The organism is Pandoraea horticolens (assembly GCF_902459555.1).
Lineage (GTDB): Bacteria > Pseudomonadota > Gammaproteobacteria > Burkholderiales > Burkholderiaceae > Pandoraea > Pandoraea horticolens.
In genome coordinates this window covers 395420-412485 of record NZ_CABPSM010000002.1, presented here as the reverse complement: position 1 = coordinate 412485, position 17066 = coordinate 395420, and the positions used below count along the sequence as shown (strand labels likewise).

The following is a 17066-nucleotide window of genomic DNA, read 5'->3' as shown; positions in this document are numbered from 1 at the left end:
GCGTTATGGGAGGGTAATACTTGCCAACGGAGTGCCAAACGCGCGTCAGGCCCCCAGCGCGTCGAGCTTGAACTGAACGAACTGGCGCATGCCCGAATCCTGCTTGTCGAGCTTTTCGAGCGCCAGCTTGTACGCGGTACGCGCATCGGCCACCTTGCTCTGCGCGACCAGCACATCGCCACGGCGATCGGCGAACAGACCGGCGTAAGGTGCGGGCGGATTGTCGAGCAGCTTGAGCGCTTCGTCGTACGCTTTCTCGTCGAGCAGCACACCGGCCAGACGCAGCTTGGCAAGTTGCTTGTACTCGTCGTCCTTCGCGTTCGACACCGCCCACTGCAGTTGCGCCTTCGAACCCGCAGCATCCCCCGCATCCGCGAGCGACTTGGCCGCGAGCATGGCCGTCATCTGCGCGTACGGCGTGCCGCTGAACTTGCTTTCCATGTCCGACGCGATACGGGCCACCTTCGCCTTGTCCTTCGCGTCGATGGCATTCTCCAGCTCGCCATACAGTACGCCAGCCTCGACCGTCTGCTTGCGGTCGTAATAGCGCCAAAGGTTCCAGCCACCATAGGCCAGCATGATGACGACCAGCGTCCAGATAACGTAATTGCCGTACTGCTTCCACCAGGCCTTTACGTTCTCGATCTGTTCCTGTTCCTCGTGATAGCTGCTCATTCGCCGGTGCTCTCCGTGTCTGGCGTCTTGAATTAATGAAGGGTTTCGTTACCCGCGCCGACATCGGCCAGGCTTTCGTTCACACTTTCGTCGGCACTGGCGACGATCGTATCGATCAGATGCTCCGCGAGGCCGTCGAACGCCACGCTCGTCTGATTGTTCGCCTGATCGGCGGCACGCAGGTGCTTGACCACTACAGTGCCCGAAGCCACTTCGTTCTCGCCGATGATCACTGCGAAGTTCGCACCGCTCGCGTCCGCACGCTTCATTTGCGACTTGAAGCTGCTGCCCTTCCCATCCGGGCTGCAATGGAATACGACGTTCAAACCGGCATCACGCATACGTTCGGCCGCGATCAGCGCAGGCGCGACAGCCGCGTCACCCTGATGCACGACGTACACGTCGGCGCCTTCGGCCTGTGGCACGAGATCGTCTTCGCGCAGCAATTCGAGAATGCGCTCAACCCCCATGGCCCAGCCGCACGCCGGCGTGGCATCGCCACCCAGTTGCTCGACCAGCGGATCGTAACGGCCGCCACCGGCAACCGTGCCCTGTGCACCCAGCTTGTCGGTCACCCACTCGAACACGGTCAGATTGTAGTAATCCAGCCCGCGCACCAGACGCGGATTGATCGTGAACGGAATGTTGTTCGCCTTGAGCAACGACTGCACGCCTTCGAAATGCTTAATCGAGTCCTCACCGAGGTAGTCGATGAGCTTCGGTGCCCCTTCGACCATCTCCTGCATCGCCGGGTTCTTCGTATCGAGCACGCGCAGCGGGTTCGTGTAGAGACGGCGCTTGCCATCTTCATCGAGCAAGTCGACATGCTTCTCGAGATACGCGACCAGATCGGCACGATGACGCGCACGCTCTTCGCCCTGCCCCAGCGAGTTCAGTTGCAGATGAATGCCGGTCAGTCCGAGATCGTCCCACAGGCGCTGGCACATCAGAATGATTTCGACGTCCGCATCCGGGCCGGCGAGACCGAGCGCTTCAACGCCCACCTGATGGAACTGGCGATAGCGGCCGCGCTGCGGCTTCTCGTGACGGAACATCGGGCCGAAGTACCACAGACGCTTCGGCCCGCCGTACAGCAGATTGTGTTCGAGCGTCGCACGCACTGCGGCCGCGGTGCCCTCCGGGCGCATCGTCAATTGCTCGCCGTTGAGCGAATCGGTGAAGCTGTACATCTCCTTCTCGACGATATCGGTCACTTCCCCGATACCGCGCGTGAACAACTGCGTGTGCTCGAGAATCGGCGTACGGATCTGCTGATAGCCGTACGCACGCAACATGGCGCGCACCGATTCCTCGAAGAACTCCCACAGGGCTTCGTCCTGCGGAAGAATGTCATTCATGCCTTTGACCCCGGCCAGTTTGGCGGGGCGCTTCTTCTTTGCGTCAGTCATATTCTCTTGTGTGTCCTGCCTGCTTATGCGGCGACCGCCCCTTCGGCCTGACCGTAGCGGGTCTTCACGTACTCGTCGACGATCTGCTGGAATTCTTCGGCGATACGATCGCCGCGCAGCGTGCGCACCTTTTCACCATCGACGAACACCGGCGCCGCCGGCGATTCGCCCGAACCCGGCAAGCTGATGCCGATGTTCGCGTGCTTCGACTCTCCGGGGCCGTTCACGATACACCCCATCACCGCGACGTTCATGTTCTCGACGCCCGGATATTGAGCCTTCCATATCGGCATTTGTTCACGCAGATATGCCTGAATATTCGAGGCCAGTTCCTGGAACACCGTACTCGTCGTGCGGCCGCACCCAGGGCAGGCGATGACCATCGGCGCAAACGCGCGCAGACCCATCGTCTGCAGGATTTCCTGCGCCACCACGACCTCGCCGGTACGCGCGCCCCCCGGCTCCGGCGTCAGCGAAATACGGATCGTGTCGCCAATCCCTTCCTGCAGCAGCACCGACAGTGCGGCCGTCGACGCCACGATACCCTTCGACCCCATGCCGGCTTCGGTCAGCCCCAGATGTAGGGCGTAGTCGCAACGCTTGGCCAGTTCGCGATAAACAGCGATCAGGTCCTGCACCGCACTCACCTTGCAGGAGAGCAAAATCTTGTTAGCCGACAAACCCACGCGTTGCGCCAGTTCCGCCGACTCCAGCGCCGACGTGATAAGGGCTTCGTACATCACGCTCTGTGCGTCCCAGGGCGTCGCACGCGCCGCGTTCTCGTCCATGATGCGCGCGAGCAGCGACTGATCCAGGCTGCCCCAGTTCACACCGATACGCACAGGCTTGTCGTACTTGATCGCCATTTCGATCATTTGCGCGAACTGCGTATCACGTTTGGCGCCTTGCCCTACGTTACCCGGGTTGATGCGGTACTTCGACAGCGCGTCGGCGCAATCCGGATAGTCGGCAAGCAGCTTATGGCCGTTGTAGTGAAAGTCGCCGACCAGCGGCACCATCACGCCCATGCGGTCGAGTTGGTCGCGAATCGCCGGCACCGCGGCGGCGGCTTCCGGCGTATTCACGGTGATGCGAACCAGCTCGGAGCCTGCTTGGGCCAGCTCCTTGACCTGAATGGCCGTACCGATCACGTCTTCCGTATCGGTGTTGGTCATCGATTGCACGCGAATCGGCGAGTCGCCACCGACCGTCACCAGTTGCCCACCCCAGCGAATCTCGACCTTGCGCGACTGACGGCGGGGTGCCGGACCGCCGATGATCGGCATGCATTCTACAGAAGCCATGATTACCCTCTTTCGGTCTTACTGGAGCGTCAGACGCGCCACGTTGCCCGCGTTGCGGGACTTGATCTCGACCGGTTGACCGTTGAATTCCAGCGACTCGACGCCCGCGACGTTACCCACAACGACCTTGAGCGGCGCATCGCCCGTAATTACCTGTTCGGCGCCTGCGCGCATCAACTGGGAGAACAGCACCTTGCCGTCCTTCGAACGCACTTCGACCCAGCTATCCGCCTTCAGGCGCAACGCAATCTTGCCATTACCCGACACACCCGGGCTGGACGCCTTGCCATCGGCCGAGGTTCCCGGCGTAGGCGCCGGCGCCACGGGCGCGGCCGCAGCGCTGGCGCCCGCCAGCCCGGCAACCACATGCGTCGGATCGGTAGCCGCAATCAGACCCGGGCCCGCTACGGCAGCGCTGGCCGATGCATTATTGACCGTGCCTTCGGTATTACCGGTATTGACGCTATTCGTACCATCTGCGCCGGGCGGCGTGCCATTGGCATCGGCCACCACCGGTTGACTGGCCGGTTCGGCAACGTCCGTCGCTCCCTGTGCCGATACAGCGCTGGCCAACTCTGCCGGTTCGGTGGAACCACGTCCCGGCTTGTGTGCATTGCCGAAATACCAGGCAGCGCCGGCGATCACGACGAGCGCAGCCAATGCCCAAGGCCATTTGGCCTGCGACGCGGCAACCGGCGAGCGGAAGCGCACCGGGCTCTTCGGAATACTCGGCTGGCCCGTTGGGGGTTGCGGAATATCGACGGGCGCGGAGCGGCCAAAACGGCGCAGCGGCTCGATCATCGGGTCCGGATCGGCCCCGAGCATGCGTGCGTAGCTGCGCACGACACCCAGAATAAACGGCATTTCCGGCAAGGCATCCCACTCGCCGGCTTCAAGACGCTTGAGCTTTTGCACCGAGACTTTCAGGCGCGCCGACACGTCTTCGATCGACATGCCGCGCTGCTCGCGCAATGCGGCCAGTTGCGCACCCACCTGCGCCCCCAGCTCAGTCCATCCGACGGTCGCTCCCTGCGGCAATCCTTGGCCCTCGGCCCCGGCTTGCCCGCCGGCATCCGCCTGATTCTGGTTATCCATCGATACGCCCCCGTTCGTAAACAGCCGCCCACAGCGGCTGAGGATATGCTGGCGACAGCTCCACTGCATCACCTCCCGTGCGCGCGGCGTGAAGATCTGCACGGCGCATCGGACGATTCGGCGAGGAACTGACGGAATCGCGCGGGACACGATACGCCCCCCGCGCAAGGAATGCTGTAGTGCGAGACTGATCCGACGGACGGCATGGCGCGTGCGGGGCCGACGGCCCTCGCCACGGTCCGCGCACGCTCATGCGCAACCTCATACGGTACGCACCTCGACCGCGATTTTCCCGAATTTGCCGCGCTGCGCAAGCCGCGTGCGATCCTGCACCTCTCCGGCGAGCTGACCGCATGCCGCATCGATGTCGTCGCCGCGCGTCTTGCGCACGGTGGTCACGAGTCCTGCGTCGAGCAGAATTTGCGCGAAGCGCTTGATCTGCGGGTCTTTCGAGCGCAACAGGCCGGATTCGGGAAACGGGTTGAACGGAATCAGATTGAATTTGCACGGCACGTCGCGCGTCAGGGCGACAAGCTCGCGTGCATGCGCCTCAGTGTCGTTCACACCGTCGAGCATGCAGTACTCGAACGTGATGAAATCGCGCGGCGCCACCTCCAGGTAACGCTCGCACGCGCCCATTAGTTCGCGTAACGGATATTTCTTGTTGAGCGGCACGAGCACATCGCGCAGTGCGTCGTTGGGCGCATGCAGCGACACAGCCAGCGCCACGGGGAGTTCCTGCCCCAGGCGATCCATCATCGGCACGACACCCGAGGTCGACAGCGTGACGCGGCGACGCGACAACCCATAGGCGTTATCGTCGAGCATCAGGCGCATTGCACCCACGACATTGTCGAAATTGAGCAGCGGCTCGCCCATGCCCATCATCACCACATTGGTGATGACGCGTTCGTTCTTGCCCTCGCGCCCAAGGTCGCGGCGCAACGCAAACTCGGCCATCCACAATTGACCGATGATTTCGCCAAGCGACAGATTGCGCGAGAAACCCTGCTTGCCGGTCGAACAGAACCGGCAGTTGACGGCGCAGCCCGCCTGCGATGAAACGCAAAGCGTGCCACGCGTCTCTTCGGGAATGTAGACGGTCTCGACGGCATTGCCGTTACCTACGTCCAACAGCCATTTGCGCGTGCCATCGGTCGACACATGATCGGTGATGGCCGCCGGCGCGGCAATGGTCGCACGCGTGTGCAACTTTTCGCGCAGCGACTTCGCAAGATCGGTCATGCCGTCGAAATCGACGGCACCCATCTGGTGGATCCAGCGCTGGAGCTGGCGAGCGCGAAACGGCTTCTCGCCGAGCGTGCCGCAATAGGCGGCCAGACCGTCCGGATCGAAATCAAGCAGATTCGTAAGGTTGGTCATGGCCCTGGTCCGTCAACATCCCTTCGGTATCTTCCTGCGATTGAGCGGCTAAACGCGTATTAACGCGCGTAGACGTTCAGGCCGGCGAAGAAGAACGCCACTTCGACAGCAGCCGTTTCGGCGGCATCCGAACCATGCACGGCGTTCGCGTCGATGCTGTCGGCGAAATCGGCGCGGATCGTGCCCTTCTCAGCCTTCTTCGGATCGGTAGCGCCCATCAGTTCGCGGTTCTTCGCGATGGCGTTCTCACCTTCCAGCACCTGAATCATCACCGGACCGGAGATCATGAAGTCGACCAGATCCTTGAAGAACGGGCGCTCCTTGTGCACAGCGTAGAATTGCTCGGCTTCGGCGCGCGACAGGTGCACCAGCTTGGCAGCAGCGATCTTCAGGCCTGCGCCTTCGAAACGGCTATAAATCTGGCCGATCACGTTCTTGGCAACGGCATCGGGCTTGATAATCGACAAAGTGCGTTCGACTGCCATGAAAAACTCCAAAAAATTAAGCAGTTATATAACCAACATGAACCCGTAATTGTAGCACGAAGGCTGTTATGATGGTGATGGAACCTACGGTGTGCATACCGCTCAAACGCAGGACGGCCGGGACGATCCGGCTTTTCGAGAAGTTGACGTAAGGGTGTGATTCCGGCACCTTACCCAAATGGGAAGGTCGGATGGCGTGCCGGCGGATTGAAATTCAGGCATTCGCCCTGAGATTTCGAGAATCGTCTGAGCGCTTTCCCGGGAGTCTTTCGGTATCCTTTGACTTCTACGACAAGCCAGACCAACGGCTGCGGGGGATTTACCGGCGCGAGAGCCGGTCATCGTAAGCGTCAAGAGGCGCTTGCCGGCCCCGCCGGCGGGCACAATGACCACGGAGAATACAATATATGAATCAGGATTTCCAACGTTTCGGCTACGGTGGGACGCAAGGCGCCACAACCGTTCAGGTGCGCAACAAGGTACTGCGCAATACGTACTGGCTGCTCGCGCTGTCGATGCTGCCGACGATTGCCGGGGCTTGGCTGGGTGTGAATTACGGTTTCTCGCTGTTCGCGGGCAGCCCGATGGTCAGCGTGATCGCATTTCTTGCCATCGCTTTCGGCTTCATGTTCGCCATCGAGCGCTTCAAGAATAGCGGCGTGGGCGTGGCGTTGCTGCTGGGCTTCACGTTCTTCATGGGCCTCATGCTTACGCGTCTGCTGAGCTTCGTGCTCGGTTTCTCGAACGGCGCATCGCTGATCATGCTGGCGTTCGGTGGAACCGCCGTGATTTTCGGCGTGATGGCAACGGTCGCCACGGTCAGCAAGCGCGACTTCAGTGGCCTGGGCAAATGGCTGTTCATGGGCGTGCTCGTGATCCTGCTGGCTTCGGTTGCCAACATCTGGCTGCAACTGCCGGCGCTGATGTTGACGGTCTCGGTCCTCGCCATCGCCATCTTCTCGGCATACATCCTGTTCGACGTGCAGCGCGTCGTGAACGGCGGCGAGACGAACTATGTCACGGCAACGCTCGCGATTTATCTCGACCTGTACAACATCTTTACCAACCTGCTCGCCATCCTCGGCGTGCTGGGCGGCAACCGCAACTGACGCACGCGTTGTGGTGGTGCGGGCATCAACGCATCACCGGGTAGACGCAGAAAAGCCAGTCCCGAGGGACTGGCTTTTTCTTTACGCGGCGCATTTTTCCGGCTCACCTCGCCTCGCGGCCCTGCCTACCCGGCACCTCAGGCAACCGGCCGCACCTCGTTTCGCGCAGTCGGCGGCCAATCACGCAATGCGGTCAGGCGTCTTCGTGAATCACGCCATCACCACCGGTAGCCCCGGCAATCGCCTCAAGACCTTCATCTGCCTGATGCGCAGCGACGTCGGGTTCCGACACCCGCACGCGCGGCACCCAGGGCTGACCGATGCTCTCGTGCTCGAAAACCGCCATCGACTCGACGTGCGAGGTGTGCGGGAACATATTCACCACACCGGCCAGCGTCAAACGATATCCTGCTTCATGCACAAGAAGACCAGCATCTCTAGCGAGCGTCGCAGGACTGCATGAAACGTAGACGATGCGCTTGGGCAGACCTTCGTACCCCTGCTGCGCCAGTTCGGCCAACGCCTTCGATACCGCCAGAGCGCCCTCTCGCGGCGGATCGATCAAGTAACGATCAAAAGCGCCCAAGGCACGAATATCGTCTGCCGTGATATCGAACAGATTGCGGCAAGCGAATTCGGTGCGGTCCGCCACGCCATTGCGCTGCGCGTTGGCGAGCGCGCGTTCGGTCAGCGCGGTACTGCCCTCGATCCCCACAACCGACCCGGCACGACGCGCCAGGGGCAGCGTGAAGTTGCCCAGACCGCAGAACAGATCAAGCACGCGTTCATGCGGCTCCGGCGCGAGCAATCGCAGCGCACGATGCACCAGAACGCGGTTGATCTGGTGATTGACCTGCGTGAAGTCGGTAGGCTTGAATGGCATCCGGATCTGGTACTCCGGCAGCGTGTAGTGCAACTCCGGCTCAAGCGGATAGAAAGGTACCGCAGTGTCCGGCCCCTTCGTCTGCACCCAGAATTGCACGCGATTCGCGTCTGCAAATGCGCGCAGCGTGTCTTCATCCGCCGGCGTGAGAGGTTCGAGAATACGCAACACCAGTGCTGTCACGTCCGCACCAATCGCCAACTCGATCTGCGGCAAACGCTCGCGAATCGATAGCGATTCGACCAGACGCCGTAGCGGCACAAGCATATCCGACACATGACGCGGCAGCACTTCGCACGAGTCCATGTCGGCCACATAGCTGCTCTTGCGCTCGTGGAACCCGATGAGGACACCGCCCTTCTTCGGCACATAGCGCACCGTCAGACGTGCACGGAATCGGTAACCCCAATCTGGCCCCTGAATCGGGCGAAGTATGGCTTCAGCCTTCACCTTACCAAGACGCGCCAGATTATCTTCGAGCACCCGTTGCTTAATGGCGATTTGCGCACGCGGTTCGAGATGCTGCATCGAGCACCCCCCGCACTTGCCGAAATGCGGGCATTGCGGCTTGGCACGCATCGAACTTGCGCGCAGCACATTGATGGCTTCCGCCTGCTCGAACTTGGGCTTGCGCCGATAGCTGAGATACGTGACGCGTTCGCCCGGCAGCGCGCCTTCGACGAAAATCACTTTGCCGGGCTTAAAGTCCGGCGTACCTGGCTCTCCCTCGGGTGCGGTGCGGCCGACACCGCGCGCCTCCATGTCGAGCGATTCGATATCGATGATGCCGGGCTCGGCGCTGGGCCGGTTGCGCGAGGAGTTTCGGGAGGAGCGGGTCACGTCTTCATTCTCATATGCGACAGCAAACCCGGCATTTTAATCGATTCGCCCGCTACTCATGCAGCACTCGTGAGGCGATCCTGCCTAATTTGTCGCAAATGAATGGCATCACGCCCAAGCGGCGAGATATTCCTTCCAGTGCGGCGCCGCTTCCTGCTCGAGCGAGCGTTTTACGAATTCGATTTCCTGATCGTACTCGACCTGACGCAAACCACCGCGCATCAATTGATAACGACAGTAGACGAGGTACGTATTAACGACGTCGGTCTCGCAATAGTTGCGAATCTCTTCGAGCTTGCCACCGCGATAGGCCTCCCAGACCTTACTGCCGTCCATCCCGAGCTTGCCGGGGAATCCGCACAGCTTGGCGAGATCGTCGAGCGGTGCATTCGCGCGCGCCTGATACATCGCCAGCAGGTCCATCAAATCCAGATGGCGCTGGTGATAGCGGCTGATGTAGTTATTCCACTTGAACTCGCGATCGTCTTCGCCCATGTCCCAATAACGGGGGGCGGCAATGCCGTGAATCATCGCGCGGTAATGCAACACCGGCAGATCGAAGCCACCGCCATTCCACGATACGATTTGCGGCGCGTATTTTTCGATGGTGCGATAGAAGCCCGAGACGAGCGCCCCCTCGCCATCGTCAAGTGTACCTAGCGACTTCACGCGAAACCCGTCGCGATCGCGGAACACGCACGAGATGGCGGCGACGCGATGCAGGTGAAGAGGCAGGAAGTCGTGCCCGACCTTTTCACGGCGCGCGGCGAAGGCGGCTTCGGCAACGGCGTCGTCGGAAAGCCCGGCATACGCCGGCTCGAGCTTGCGCAAGCCGTCGACGTCGGGAATCGTTTCAATGTCGAAGACGAGTACGGGAGATGGCATGATGAAAATCGAAAAAAAGAAATAGCGAGCATCGCAATTCGATATCGCCGCCCCGCCCGCACGCATTCAACTCGGGACAGGACAGGCCTACGTCGATCAGAGCACGGCGTCCTTACGAACACCGTTCGACGCGAAATAGCGCTTGAGTTTGACGAGCGCCTCCTGCTGGATCTGACGCACGCGCTCGCGGGTCAACCCCATCTCGTCGGCAAGTTCCTCGAGCGTGGCAGGTTCCACGCGATTGAGGCCAAACCGGCGCTCGATGACATAACGATGTTTGGTGGACAGTCGCGAGAGCCACAGGCGCATGAGGTCTTCCAGCTCGCGATGCTGCACCTCCTGCTCGGGGGCCTGGCTATGATCGTCAGAAAGCAGGTCGAGCAGACTGCTGCCGGGATCGATTTCCAGCGGTGCGTCCAGCGACGCCACGTGCTCGTTGAGCGCGAGGATGTCGGTGATCTCCTCGGGTGTCTTGCCGGTGAGATCGGCAATATCCTCGATGCGCGCATCCCGTTGCTCACCGCCGTCGACATACGCCGCACTCTTTTCAAGGTGACGCTTTGCGCGCAGCACCTGATTGAGTTCGCGAATGACATGCACCGGCAAGCGTACCGTGCGCGCCTGATTCATGATGGCGCGTTCGATGCTCTGGCGAATCCACCACGTGGCATACGTCGAAAAACGGAAACCGCGCCCTGGGTCGAATTTTTCGATGGCGTGCATCAGGCCGAGGTTGCCCTCCTCGATCAGATCGAGCAACGGCACTCCGCGATTGAGATAGCCCTTGGCAATGCTCACAACGAGGCGCAGATTGCGCTCGATCATGACCTGGCGCGCAGCAAACTCGCCCGCCTGCGCACGCGTGGAGAAATCGAGCTCCTCGGTGGGCGTCAGCAGCGGCTTGATACTGATGCGATTGAGATAGTGCTGGACGGTGTCGGCGGTGAGTTCGGCTTGCAACACGGTGCCGAAGTCGTCGCCGTCGGCAGCTTTGCGCTTGCGGCCGGTGGCGGCAGTGCTTCCCCCCTCCTCGGCGGTGTCGGACGGCGAGGCGTCCTCCTCCTCCGCCTCGCGCTCGTCGAAAGCGTCGTCCACGTCCTCGTCCTGCCGGGATTGCCGATCGTCAACGTCCTGATCGGTCTCCGGGGCAGCGAGGTCTTCCTCTTGCGAAGTACGACGCTTTCTCTTGAGCATTCGACCCTGCCTAGTTTATTGAGGCGGCAAATACTTCATCGGATCCACAGGCTTGCCGTCACGGCGCACCTCGAAGTGCAGCATGACACGATCTGCATCCGAGTTACCCATTTCGGCAATTTTCTGACCCCGCGTCACGGAGTCGCCTTCCTTGACCAACAGTGTGCGGTTGTGCGCATACGCCGTCAAGAAGGTGGCATCGTGTTTGATGATGACAAGGTTGCCATAGCCACGCAGGCCAGCTCCCGAGTACACCACTTTACCCGCGCCCGCCGCATAGACGGGATCGCCGGTGCTGCCAGCGATGTTCAGGCCTTTATTCTTCGAATCGTCGAAACGACCCACGACACTGCCCTTGGCCGGCCACGAAAGCTGCAACTCGCCACTCGACACGGCAGACGGTGCCGCCGATGCCGACGAACTGGCCGGCGGCGTCACCACAGCGGGCGGCACCGACGCCGGATTGCTGCTCGCGGACGGCGGCGTGCTGGCCACGGGTGCCGGCACAGGCGCACCTGTGTCGCCTGCCGGCGGCTTCACACGCAGTACCTGACCGACTTCAATCTGGTCCGGGTTTTGAATATTGTTCCAGCGCGCGATGTCGCGATAGTTCTGACCGTTCTCCAGCGCGATGCGATAGAGACGATCCCCCGGTTTGACGCGATAATACCCGGCCGGCACCGGTGTGTTGTCAATGACGGGCGCGGTGCCCGGCACATTGCTGTCGGTCGTCGTACCGCCTACGGTACGGTCGACGACCGGCGCCCCGACTTGTCGCGATGCACACGCTGCCAGCATGCTCAGCAACAGGACACTGGCGACGCGTTGTTGGAAACCCGCTCGCAAATTCACTCAAATCCTCCGCAGAATAGGCCCGACGGGCTTAAATGATGCCCGATTTTAAGGGGACGAATAACACCCTATCAAGCTGCGTCTCGCGCCATTGGCGCGCACCGATGCGCTCGATGAGGGTCAAAATCTGTTGCTCACCACCCACCGGGGCGATAAGACGTGCGCCGACGGCAAGTTGATCGATCAGCGCGTCCGGAATTTCCAGTCCGGCAGCCGCGATGACGATGCCGTCGAAAGGCGCGACGGCCGGCAGGCCCAACCGCCCATCGCCGTAGTGCAGGCGAATATTGGGCACCCGCAAGGGCCGCAGATTGGCCTTTGCCCGCTCATGCAGTGGACGAACGCGCTCAATTGAATAGACGTCGCGTGCCACGCATGACAACACCGCCGCCTGATAGCCGCAACCCGTGCCGATTTCCAGCACCTTCTCCAGCGGACGCCCTCCGCCAAGCAGCAATTCGATCATGCGCCCGACGACCGACGGCTTCGAAATGGTCTGTCCGTGCCCGATCGGCAACGCGGCGTCTTCATAAGCCTGATTAGCAAGCGCCGCGTCGACGAACCCATGACGCGGCACCGTCGCCAGCGCCGCCAGCACGCCCGGGTGTTTGACGCCCGACGCCGCCACGCGTTCAGCCATTCGCGCCCGCACCCGATCCGACGTCAGCCCGATGCCATCGGGCAAACTGCCAAGGGTCGATGTGCCTACGCGGGCTGTGCCGCCAGTCGAAACCTTCCCAGGCATCGCACTGCGCACCGCGCTCTTCGCACCCGGCGCACTCCCCTTCTGAGCGACACCCGCGCCCGACACCTTGGCGGCAGGCCGAGGAGCGCCTTTCGCGATATGCGATGCTGGCTGAGCATGCGGTGCCGACGCCGGTCTTGCAAGTCCTTTCGGTACGACCGAGTGCGGCGCGTGCGCGCCGCCGGGCCGGGCCGAAGCCCCCGCCAGCGGCGTGGAAGCAGCTCGCAGGCTGTTATGCGTCGCGGCGGAAGCACTTCCGTTCGCCGTCGGTTTTCCATTTCCCTGGTTCGCAGGCGCAGTTCCCCGCGTCATCGCGGCGGGCGGTGCACCAGCGGGACTGGCCCGCGACGCCTTGTCGAGCACCGGTGCCTTGCGTTGCCGGCGCGTCATGACTTCGGCAAGAGGAAGAGGAAAACGCTTCGGCGATGTCGTCATCGTTGGGCCACCCCTGCGCTGGCCAGCCAATCGTGCACGACGCCAAGTCGTGCGGTATGCGTGAGATCCAGTTGCAAGGGGGTGACCGAGACGTAATCGTGCGCCACGGCATGGAAATCCGTGCCTTCGCTGCTATCGCGAGCATCGCCGGCCGGACCGATCCAGTAAATCGTTTCGCCGCGTGGGTTCTCCTGACGGATCACTGGCTGCGATTGGTGTCTCTTCCCAAGACGCGTCGCGAGCGAACCTTTCAGGTGGTCGTACGGCAAATTGGGGATATTGACGTTCAAAAGGAAGGGGGCCCCCAGCGGCCGCTCCATATAACGCTCGACAATCTCGCGCGCTACGCGCGCTGCGCTTTCCAGATGATCCCAGCCTTTGTTGACTTGCGAGAACGCGAACGAAGGAACGCCAAAGAGAAAACCCTCGGTGGCCGCTGCCACGGTACCGGAGTACAACGTGTCTTCGCCCATGTTCTGGCCGTTGTTGATACCGGAGACCACGATATCGGGCCGCTCGTCGAGCAACCCGGTCAGCGCCACGTGCACACAGTCGGTCGGCGTACCGTTGATGAACGTAAAGCCGTTGCCCGCCTTGAACACCGAAAGCGGTCGTTGCAGGGTCAGAGAATTGGACGCACCACTACAGTTCTGTTCGGGCGCCACCACGGTAATGTCGCCAAGCGGTGCCAGCGCCTCATATAGCGCGGCCAGACCTGGCGCCTGATACCCATCGTCGTTGCTGAGCAGGATTCGCATGCGGCAATTGTAACCGAGGAAAGGTGCTCGGATATGACGCCATAGCGGCATCGGTCGCGTCTTCGCCACGGCACGGCGTCGACAGTTTGCCACGGTCCTGCCACAAGTTTGCCGCCAATCGGTCATGGCCGCCGGCGGCGAAACCGCGTCCGCCGAACGGCCCGACACGCCGTTACATCTTCTCGGTCTCGCCGGCTTGCGGCTGCCAGACAAGCAAACGCCGCTCAACCACCCCCACCAGTCCATCGAGCACGAGCGCAAACGCTGTCAGGATCAGCACCCCCGCGATGACCGCGTTGATGTCAAAGGTTCCTTCCGCTTGCAAGATCAGATAACCCACACCGCGCGCCGAGCCGAGGTACTCCCCGACCACGGCCCCGACGAACGCCAGTCCAACGGAGTTGTGCAGACTGGAGAACACCCAACTGGTAGCGCTCGGCAGGTACACGCGACGCAACAACTGACGCTGGTTCGCCCCCAGCATGCGCGCATTCGCCAGCACGACCGGGCTCACCTCCTTCACGCCCTGATAGACGTTGAAGAACACGATGAAGAACACCAGCGTCACGCCCAATGCCACTTTCGACCAGATACCCAGCCCGAACCACACGCCGAAGATCGGCGCGAGGATGACGCGAGGCATCGAGTTGGCCGCCTTGATGTACGGATCGAGCAGCGCCCCCGCACTTGGCGAGAGTGCCAGCCAAAGCCCCACTGCCAACCCGAACACGGTACCGATCGCGAAGGCGAGCACCGTCTCTAGCAGCGTGACGCCGAGATGAAGATAGATCTCGCCACTGACGAACCATTGCCAGATCTGGAGCAGCACCTTCTGCGGCTCACCGAAGAAAAAAGCCGCCTTGTCGGGGCTGTCGAAATAGAACGCGGGCAACAGCGTCGGGCTCGTGAGAACGTACCAGACGAGAAAACCCACAACTAACAGCAGCCACTGCCACAAACGCAGGTGGCGCATGAACGAACGATTACGCATGACGAACGAATTCCGGGAATATCAAACAAGCCACCAGGCGAATCAGATGGGCCAATCGAACAAGCCAAAGCCGTCCGGCAAATTGAACCATTCCATCCAGTCCAGCCAGCGCACCCAGCCGCACGCACCTATCACAAGCCCTGAGATATCACACATGACGATTCATACGGCCTTCAACTGTTGTGCGTAACCCTTAAGCACTTCTTCGCGCAACACGTCCCATATCTGGGCGTGCAGTTCGGTGAAGCGCGGATGATTCCGAATTTCCGCCACGTCTCGCGGACGCGGCAGATCGATCCGGAATTCCCCGATGGGATGTGTGCCCGGCCCTGCCGCAAGCACCACGACACGGTCCGATAGCGCGATCGCTTCATCCAGATCGTGGGTGATGAACAGCACCGCACGGCGCTTGGCAGCCCATAACTCGAGCAACTCGTTTTCCATGAGTTGACGCGTCTGGATATCGAGTGCCGAGAACGGTTCGTCCATCAAAATGATGTCCGGATCGAGAATCAGCGTCTGCGCCATGGCGACACGCTTGCGCATGCCGCCCGAGAGTTGGTGCGGATAACGATCACCGAACCCGCCCAACCCCACACGCTTGAGCCACTCGTTTGCGCGCACCGAGGCCTTCTCGGACGTCACGCCTCGAAATTCGAGACCTGCGCTCACGTTATCGATGGCGTTACGCCAAGGCATCAATGCTTCAGCCTGAAACATATAGCCGGCGCGCGAATTGATGCCTTTGAGCGTTTCGCCAAACACCTTGACGGTGCCTGACGATGGCGCCAACAGCCCGGCAGCGACGTTGAGCAACGTCGATTTGCCACACCCCGTCGGGCCAACGACCGAGACGAACTCGCCCGGCGCAATATCGAGCGAGGTATCGGCCACTGCTGTGTAACGCTTAGAGCGATCGTCTCGCGCGACGAACGTACACGAAATACTGTCGAAACTAAGAGCCGGCGCAGTCATCATTTGTACTTGGCATCGGCCTTCTTGGTGAACTCGTTCGTGAACGTCTTCGACAAGTCGATCGACTTACCCTTGACCGTCGCGTCAAACGCCTGCAACGTGCGCAGCGCGGTCGCCGGGCCATCCGCAGGAATCAGGCCGTCCGGCGAAATGGCTTCTTTCACGCGGCTCCACGCATCGAGGTACAGTGCGCGGTCACCGAGCAGATAAGCGTCGGGCACCGTCTTGATGAGGTCCGACGGCCCTGCTGTCTGAAGCCAGCGCAGCGCACGCACCATGGCATTGGTGAGCGCCTGCGTCGTGTTCGGATTCTTCTGAATGAATGATTCGTTCGTGTACAGACACCCCGCCGGCATGTTTCCGCCGAACACCGACACCGTTTCCTTGAGCGTACGCGTGTCCGAGATCACGCGAATTTCCTTGTCGCGCTCCAGCATGGTGATAACCGGATCGAGATTGACGATGGCGTCGATATTGCCCGAGCGAATTGCAGCAAGCGCACCGGACGACGCACCGACACCGACGAACGCTACCTCATTGGGCTTGACACCGCCCTTGGCAAGCACGAAGTTCGCCATGATGTTCGTCGACGAACCCGGCGCCGTCACGCCGATCTTCTTGCCGCGCAGGTCGGCCAGCGACTTGTAGTTCGGCATGGTCTTGTTCGACACGCCGAAGACGATCTGCGGCGCACGTCCCGGCAAGACAAACGCCCGGATGTATTGATTTTTCGCCTGCAACAGGATCGTATGTTCGTAAGCGCCCGATACCACATCGGCGCTACCACCCACGAGGGCTTGCAGCGCCTTCGAGCCGCCAGCGAAGTCGGAAATCTCGACGTCGAGCCCTTCGTCCTTGAAATAGTTCAGACGTTCGGCAATCGTAAGCGGCAGGTAATAGAACAGATTCTTGCCGCCGACGGCAATCGCGACCTTGGTCTTTTCGAGCTTACCCTGGGCGAAGCCGGGGCGAATGCCCGTGCCGATCAGGCCAGTGGCGGCCAGTGCCGTGACGAACTGACGTCTTTGCATAGTGTTGGTCTCCGTGG

At 61.4% G+C, this 17066-nt stretch carries 16 protein-coding genes; 1 reads left to right on the top strand and 15 read right to left on the bottom strand.

Annotated features, from left to right (window positions below):
* Positions 1 to 45: 45 nt before the first annotated feature.
* The 6 genes from PHO31112_RS05730 to ndk form a co-directional block, all read right to left on the bottom strand.
* A complete protein-coding gene (locus PHO31112_RS05730; protein ID WP_010807286.1) occupies positions 46 to 675 on the bottom strand; it encodes a YfgM family protein in 630 nt (209 codons plus the stop codon).
* Positions 676 to 707: 32 nt separating this feature from the next.
* Entirely contained in the window at positions 708 to 2084 is a 1377-nt protein-coding gene (hisS, locus tag PHO31112_RS05725) for a histidine--tRNA ligase (RefSeq protein ID WP_150619604.1), read from the bottom strand.
* Between the two features lie 23 nt (positions 2085 to 2107).
* Positions 2108 to 3388, bottom strand: coding sequence for a flavodoxin-dependent (E)-4-hydroxy-3-methylbut-2-enyl-diphosphate synthase (gene ispG / locus PHO31112_RS05720; protein ID WP_150619603.1), 1281 nt, complete (start codon positions 3386 to 3388; stop codon positions 2108 to 2110).
* An 18-nt stretch (positions 3389 to 3406) separates the two neighbouring features.
* Positions 3407 to 4483, bottom strand: coding sequence for a helix-turn-helix domain-containing protein (locus PHO31112_RS05715; RefSeq protein ID WP_174995551.1), 1077 nt, complete (start codon positions 4481 to 4483; stop codon positions 3407 to 3409).
* Between the two features lie 261 nt (positions 4484 to 4744).
* A complete protein-coding gene (gene rlmN, locus PHO31112_RS05710; RefSeq protein WP_150619601.1) occupies positions 4745 to 5866 on the bottom strand; it encodes a dual-specificity RNA methyltransferase RlmN in 1122 nt (373 codons plus the stop codon).
* Positions 5867 to 5925: 59 nt separating this feature from the next.
* A complete protein-coding gene (ndk, locus tag PHO31112_RS05705) occupies positions 5926 to 6351 on the bottom strand; it encodes a nucleoside-diphosphate kinase (protein ID WP_150619600.1) in 426 nt (141 codons plus the stop codon).
* 407 nt (positions 6352 to 6758) lie between these two features.
* On the opposite strand from ndk, the gene PHO31112_RS05700 reads away from it, so the two are divergent.
* Positions 6759 to 7460, top strand: coding sequence for a Bax inhibitor-1/YccA family protein (locus PHO31112_RS05700; RefSeq protein WP_010807292.1), 702 nt, complete (start codon positions 6759 to 6761; stop codon positions 7458 to 7460).
* Between the two features lie 193 nt (positions 7461 to 7653).
* Here PHO31112_RS05700 and rlmD read toward each other — a convergent pair whose 3' ends face one another.
* The 9 genes from rlmD to PHO31112_RS05655 all read right to left on the bottom strand — a co-directional run bounded on the left by rlmD (position 7654) and on the right by PHO31112_RS05655 (position 17049).
* Entirely contained in the window at positions 7654 to 9183 is a 1530-nt protein-coding gene (rlmD, locus tag PHO31112_RS05695) for a 23S rRNA (uracil(1939)-C(5))-methyltransferase RlmD (RefSeq protein WP_281355081.1), read from the bottom strand.
* A gap of 108 nt (positions 9184 to 9291) precedes the next feature.
* A complete protein-coding gene (locus PHO31112_RS05690) occupies positions 9292 to 10068 on the bottom strand; it encodes a 3'-5' exonuclease (protein WP_150619599.1) in 777 nt (258 codons plus the stop codon).
* A 96-nt stretch (positions 10069 to 10164) separates the two neighbouring features.
* The gene (gene rpoS / locus PHO31112_RS05685; RefSeq protein ID WP_150619598.1) at positions 10165 to 11262 is read right to left on the bottom strand and encodes an RNA polymerase sigma factor RpoS; all 1098 of its coding nucleotides are present in this window, start codon (positions 11260 to 11262) and stop codon (positions 10165 to 10167) included.
* Positions 11263 to 11277: 15 nt separating this feature from the next.
* Complete coding sequence (locus PHO31112_RS05680; protein ID WP_246177789.1) at positions 11278 to 12060, bottom strand: peptidoglycan DD-metalloendopeptidase family protein; 783 nt, start codon at positions 12058 to 12060, stop codon at positions 11278 to 11280.
* Positions 12061 to 12145: 85 nt separating this feature from the next.
* The gene (locus PHO31112_RS05675) at positions 12146 to 13294 is read right to left on the bottom strand and encodes a protein-L-isoaspartate(D-aspartate) O-methyltransferase (RefSeq protein ID WP_150619596.1); all 1149 of its coding nucleotides are present in this window, start codon (positions 13292 to 13294) and stop codon (positions 12146 to 12148) included.
* Entirely contained in the window at positions 13291 to 14052 is a 762-nt protein-coding gene (gene surE / locus PHO31112_RS05670; protein ID WP_150619595.1) for a 5'/3'-nucleotidase SurE, read from the bottom strand. The genes PHO31112_RS05675 and surE overlap by 4 nt, the downstream gene beginning before the upstream one ends.
* A 172-nt stretch (positions 14053 to 14224) precedes the next feature.
* On the bottom strand, positions 14225 to 15043 hold the full coding sequence (locus tag PHO31112_RS05665; RefSeq protein WP_010807299.1) for an ABC transporter permease: 819 nt from the start codon (positions 15041 to 15043) through the stop codon (positions 14225 to 14227).
* A 162-nt stretch (positions 15044 to 15205) separates the two neighbouring features.
* Positions 15206 to 16018, bottom strand: a complete 813-nt coding sequence (locus tag PHO31112_RS05660) for an ABC transporter ATP-binding protein (protein WP_150619783.1) — start codon at positions 16016 to 16018, stop codon at positions 15206 to 15208.
* Positions 16018 to 17049, bottom strand: a complete 1032-nt coding sequence (locus PHO31112_RS05655) for an ABC transporter substrate-binding protein (protein WP_150619594.1) — start codon at positions 17047 to 17049, stop codon at positions 16018 to 16020. Before PHO31112_RS05655 ends, PHO31112_RS05660 begins: the two co-directional genes overlap by 1 nt.
* Between the last annotated feature and the right edge of the window lie 17 nt (positions 17050 to 17066).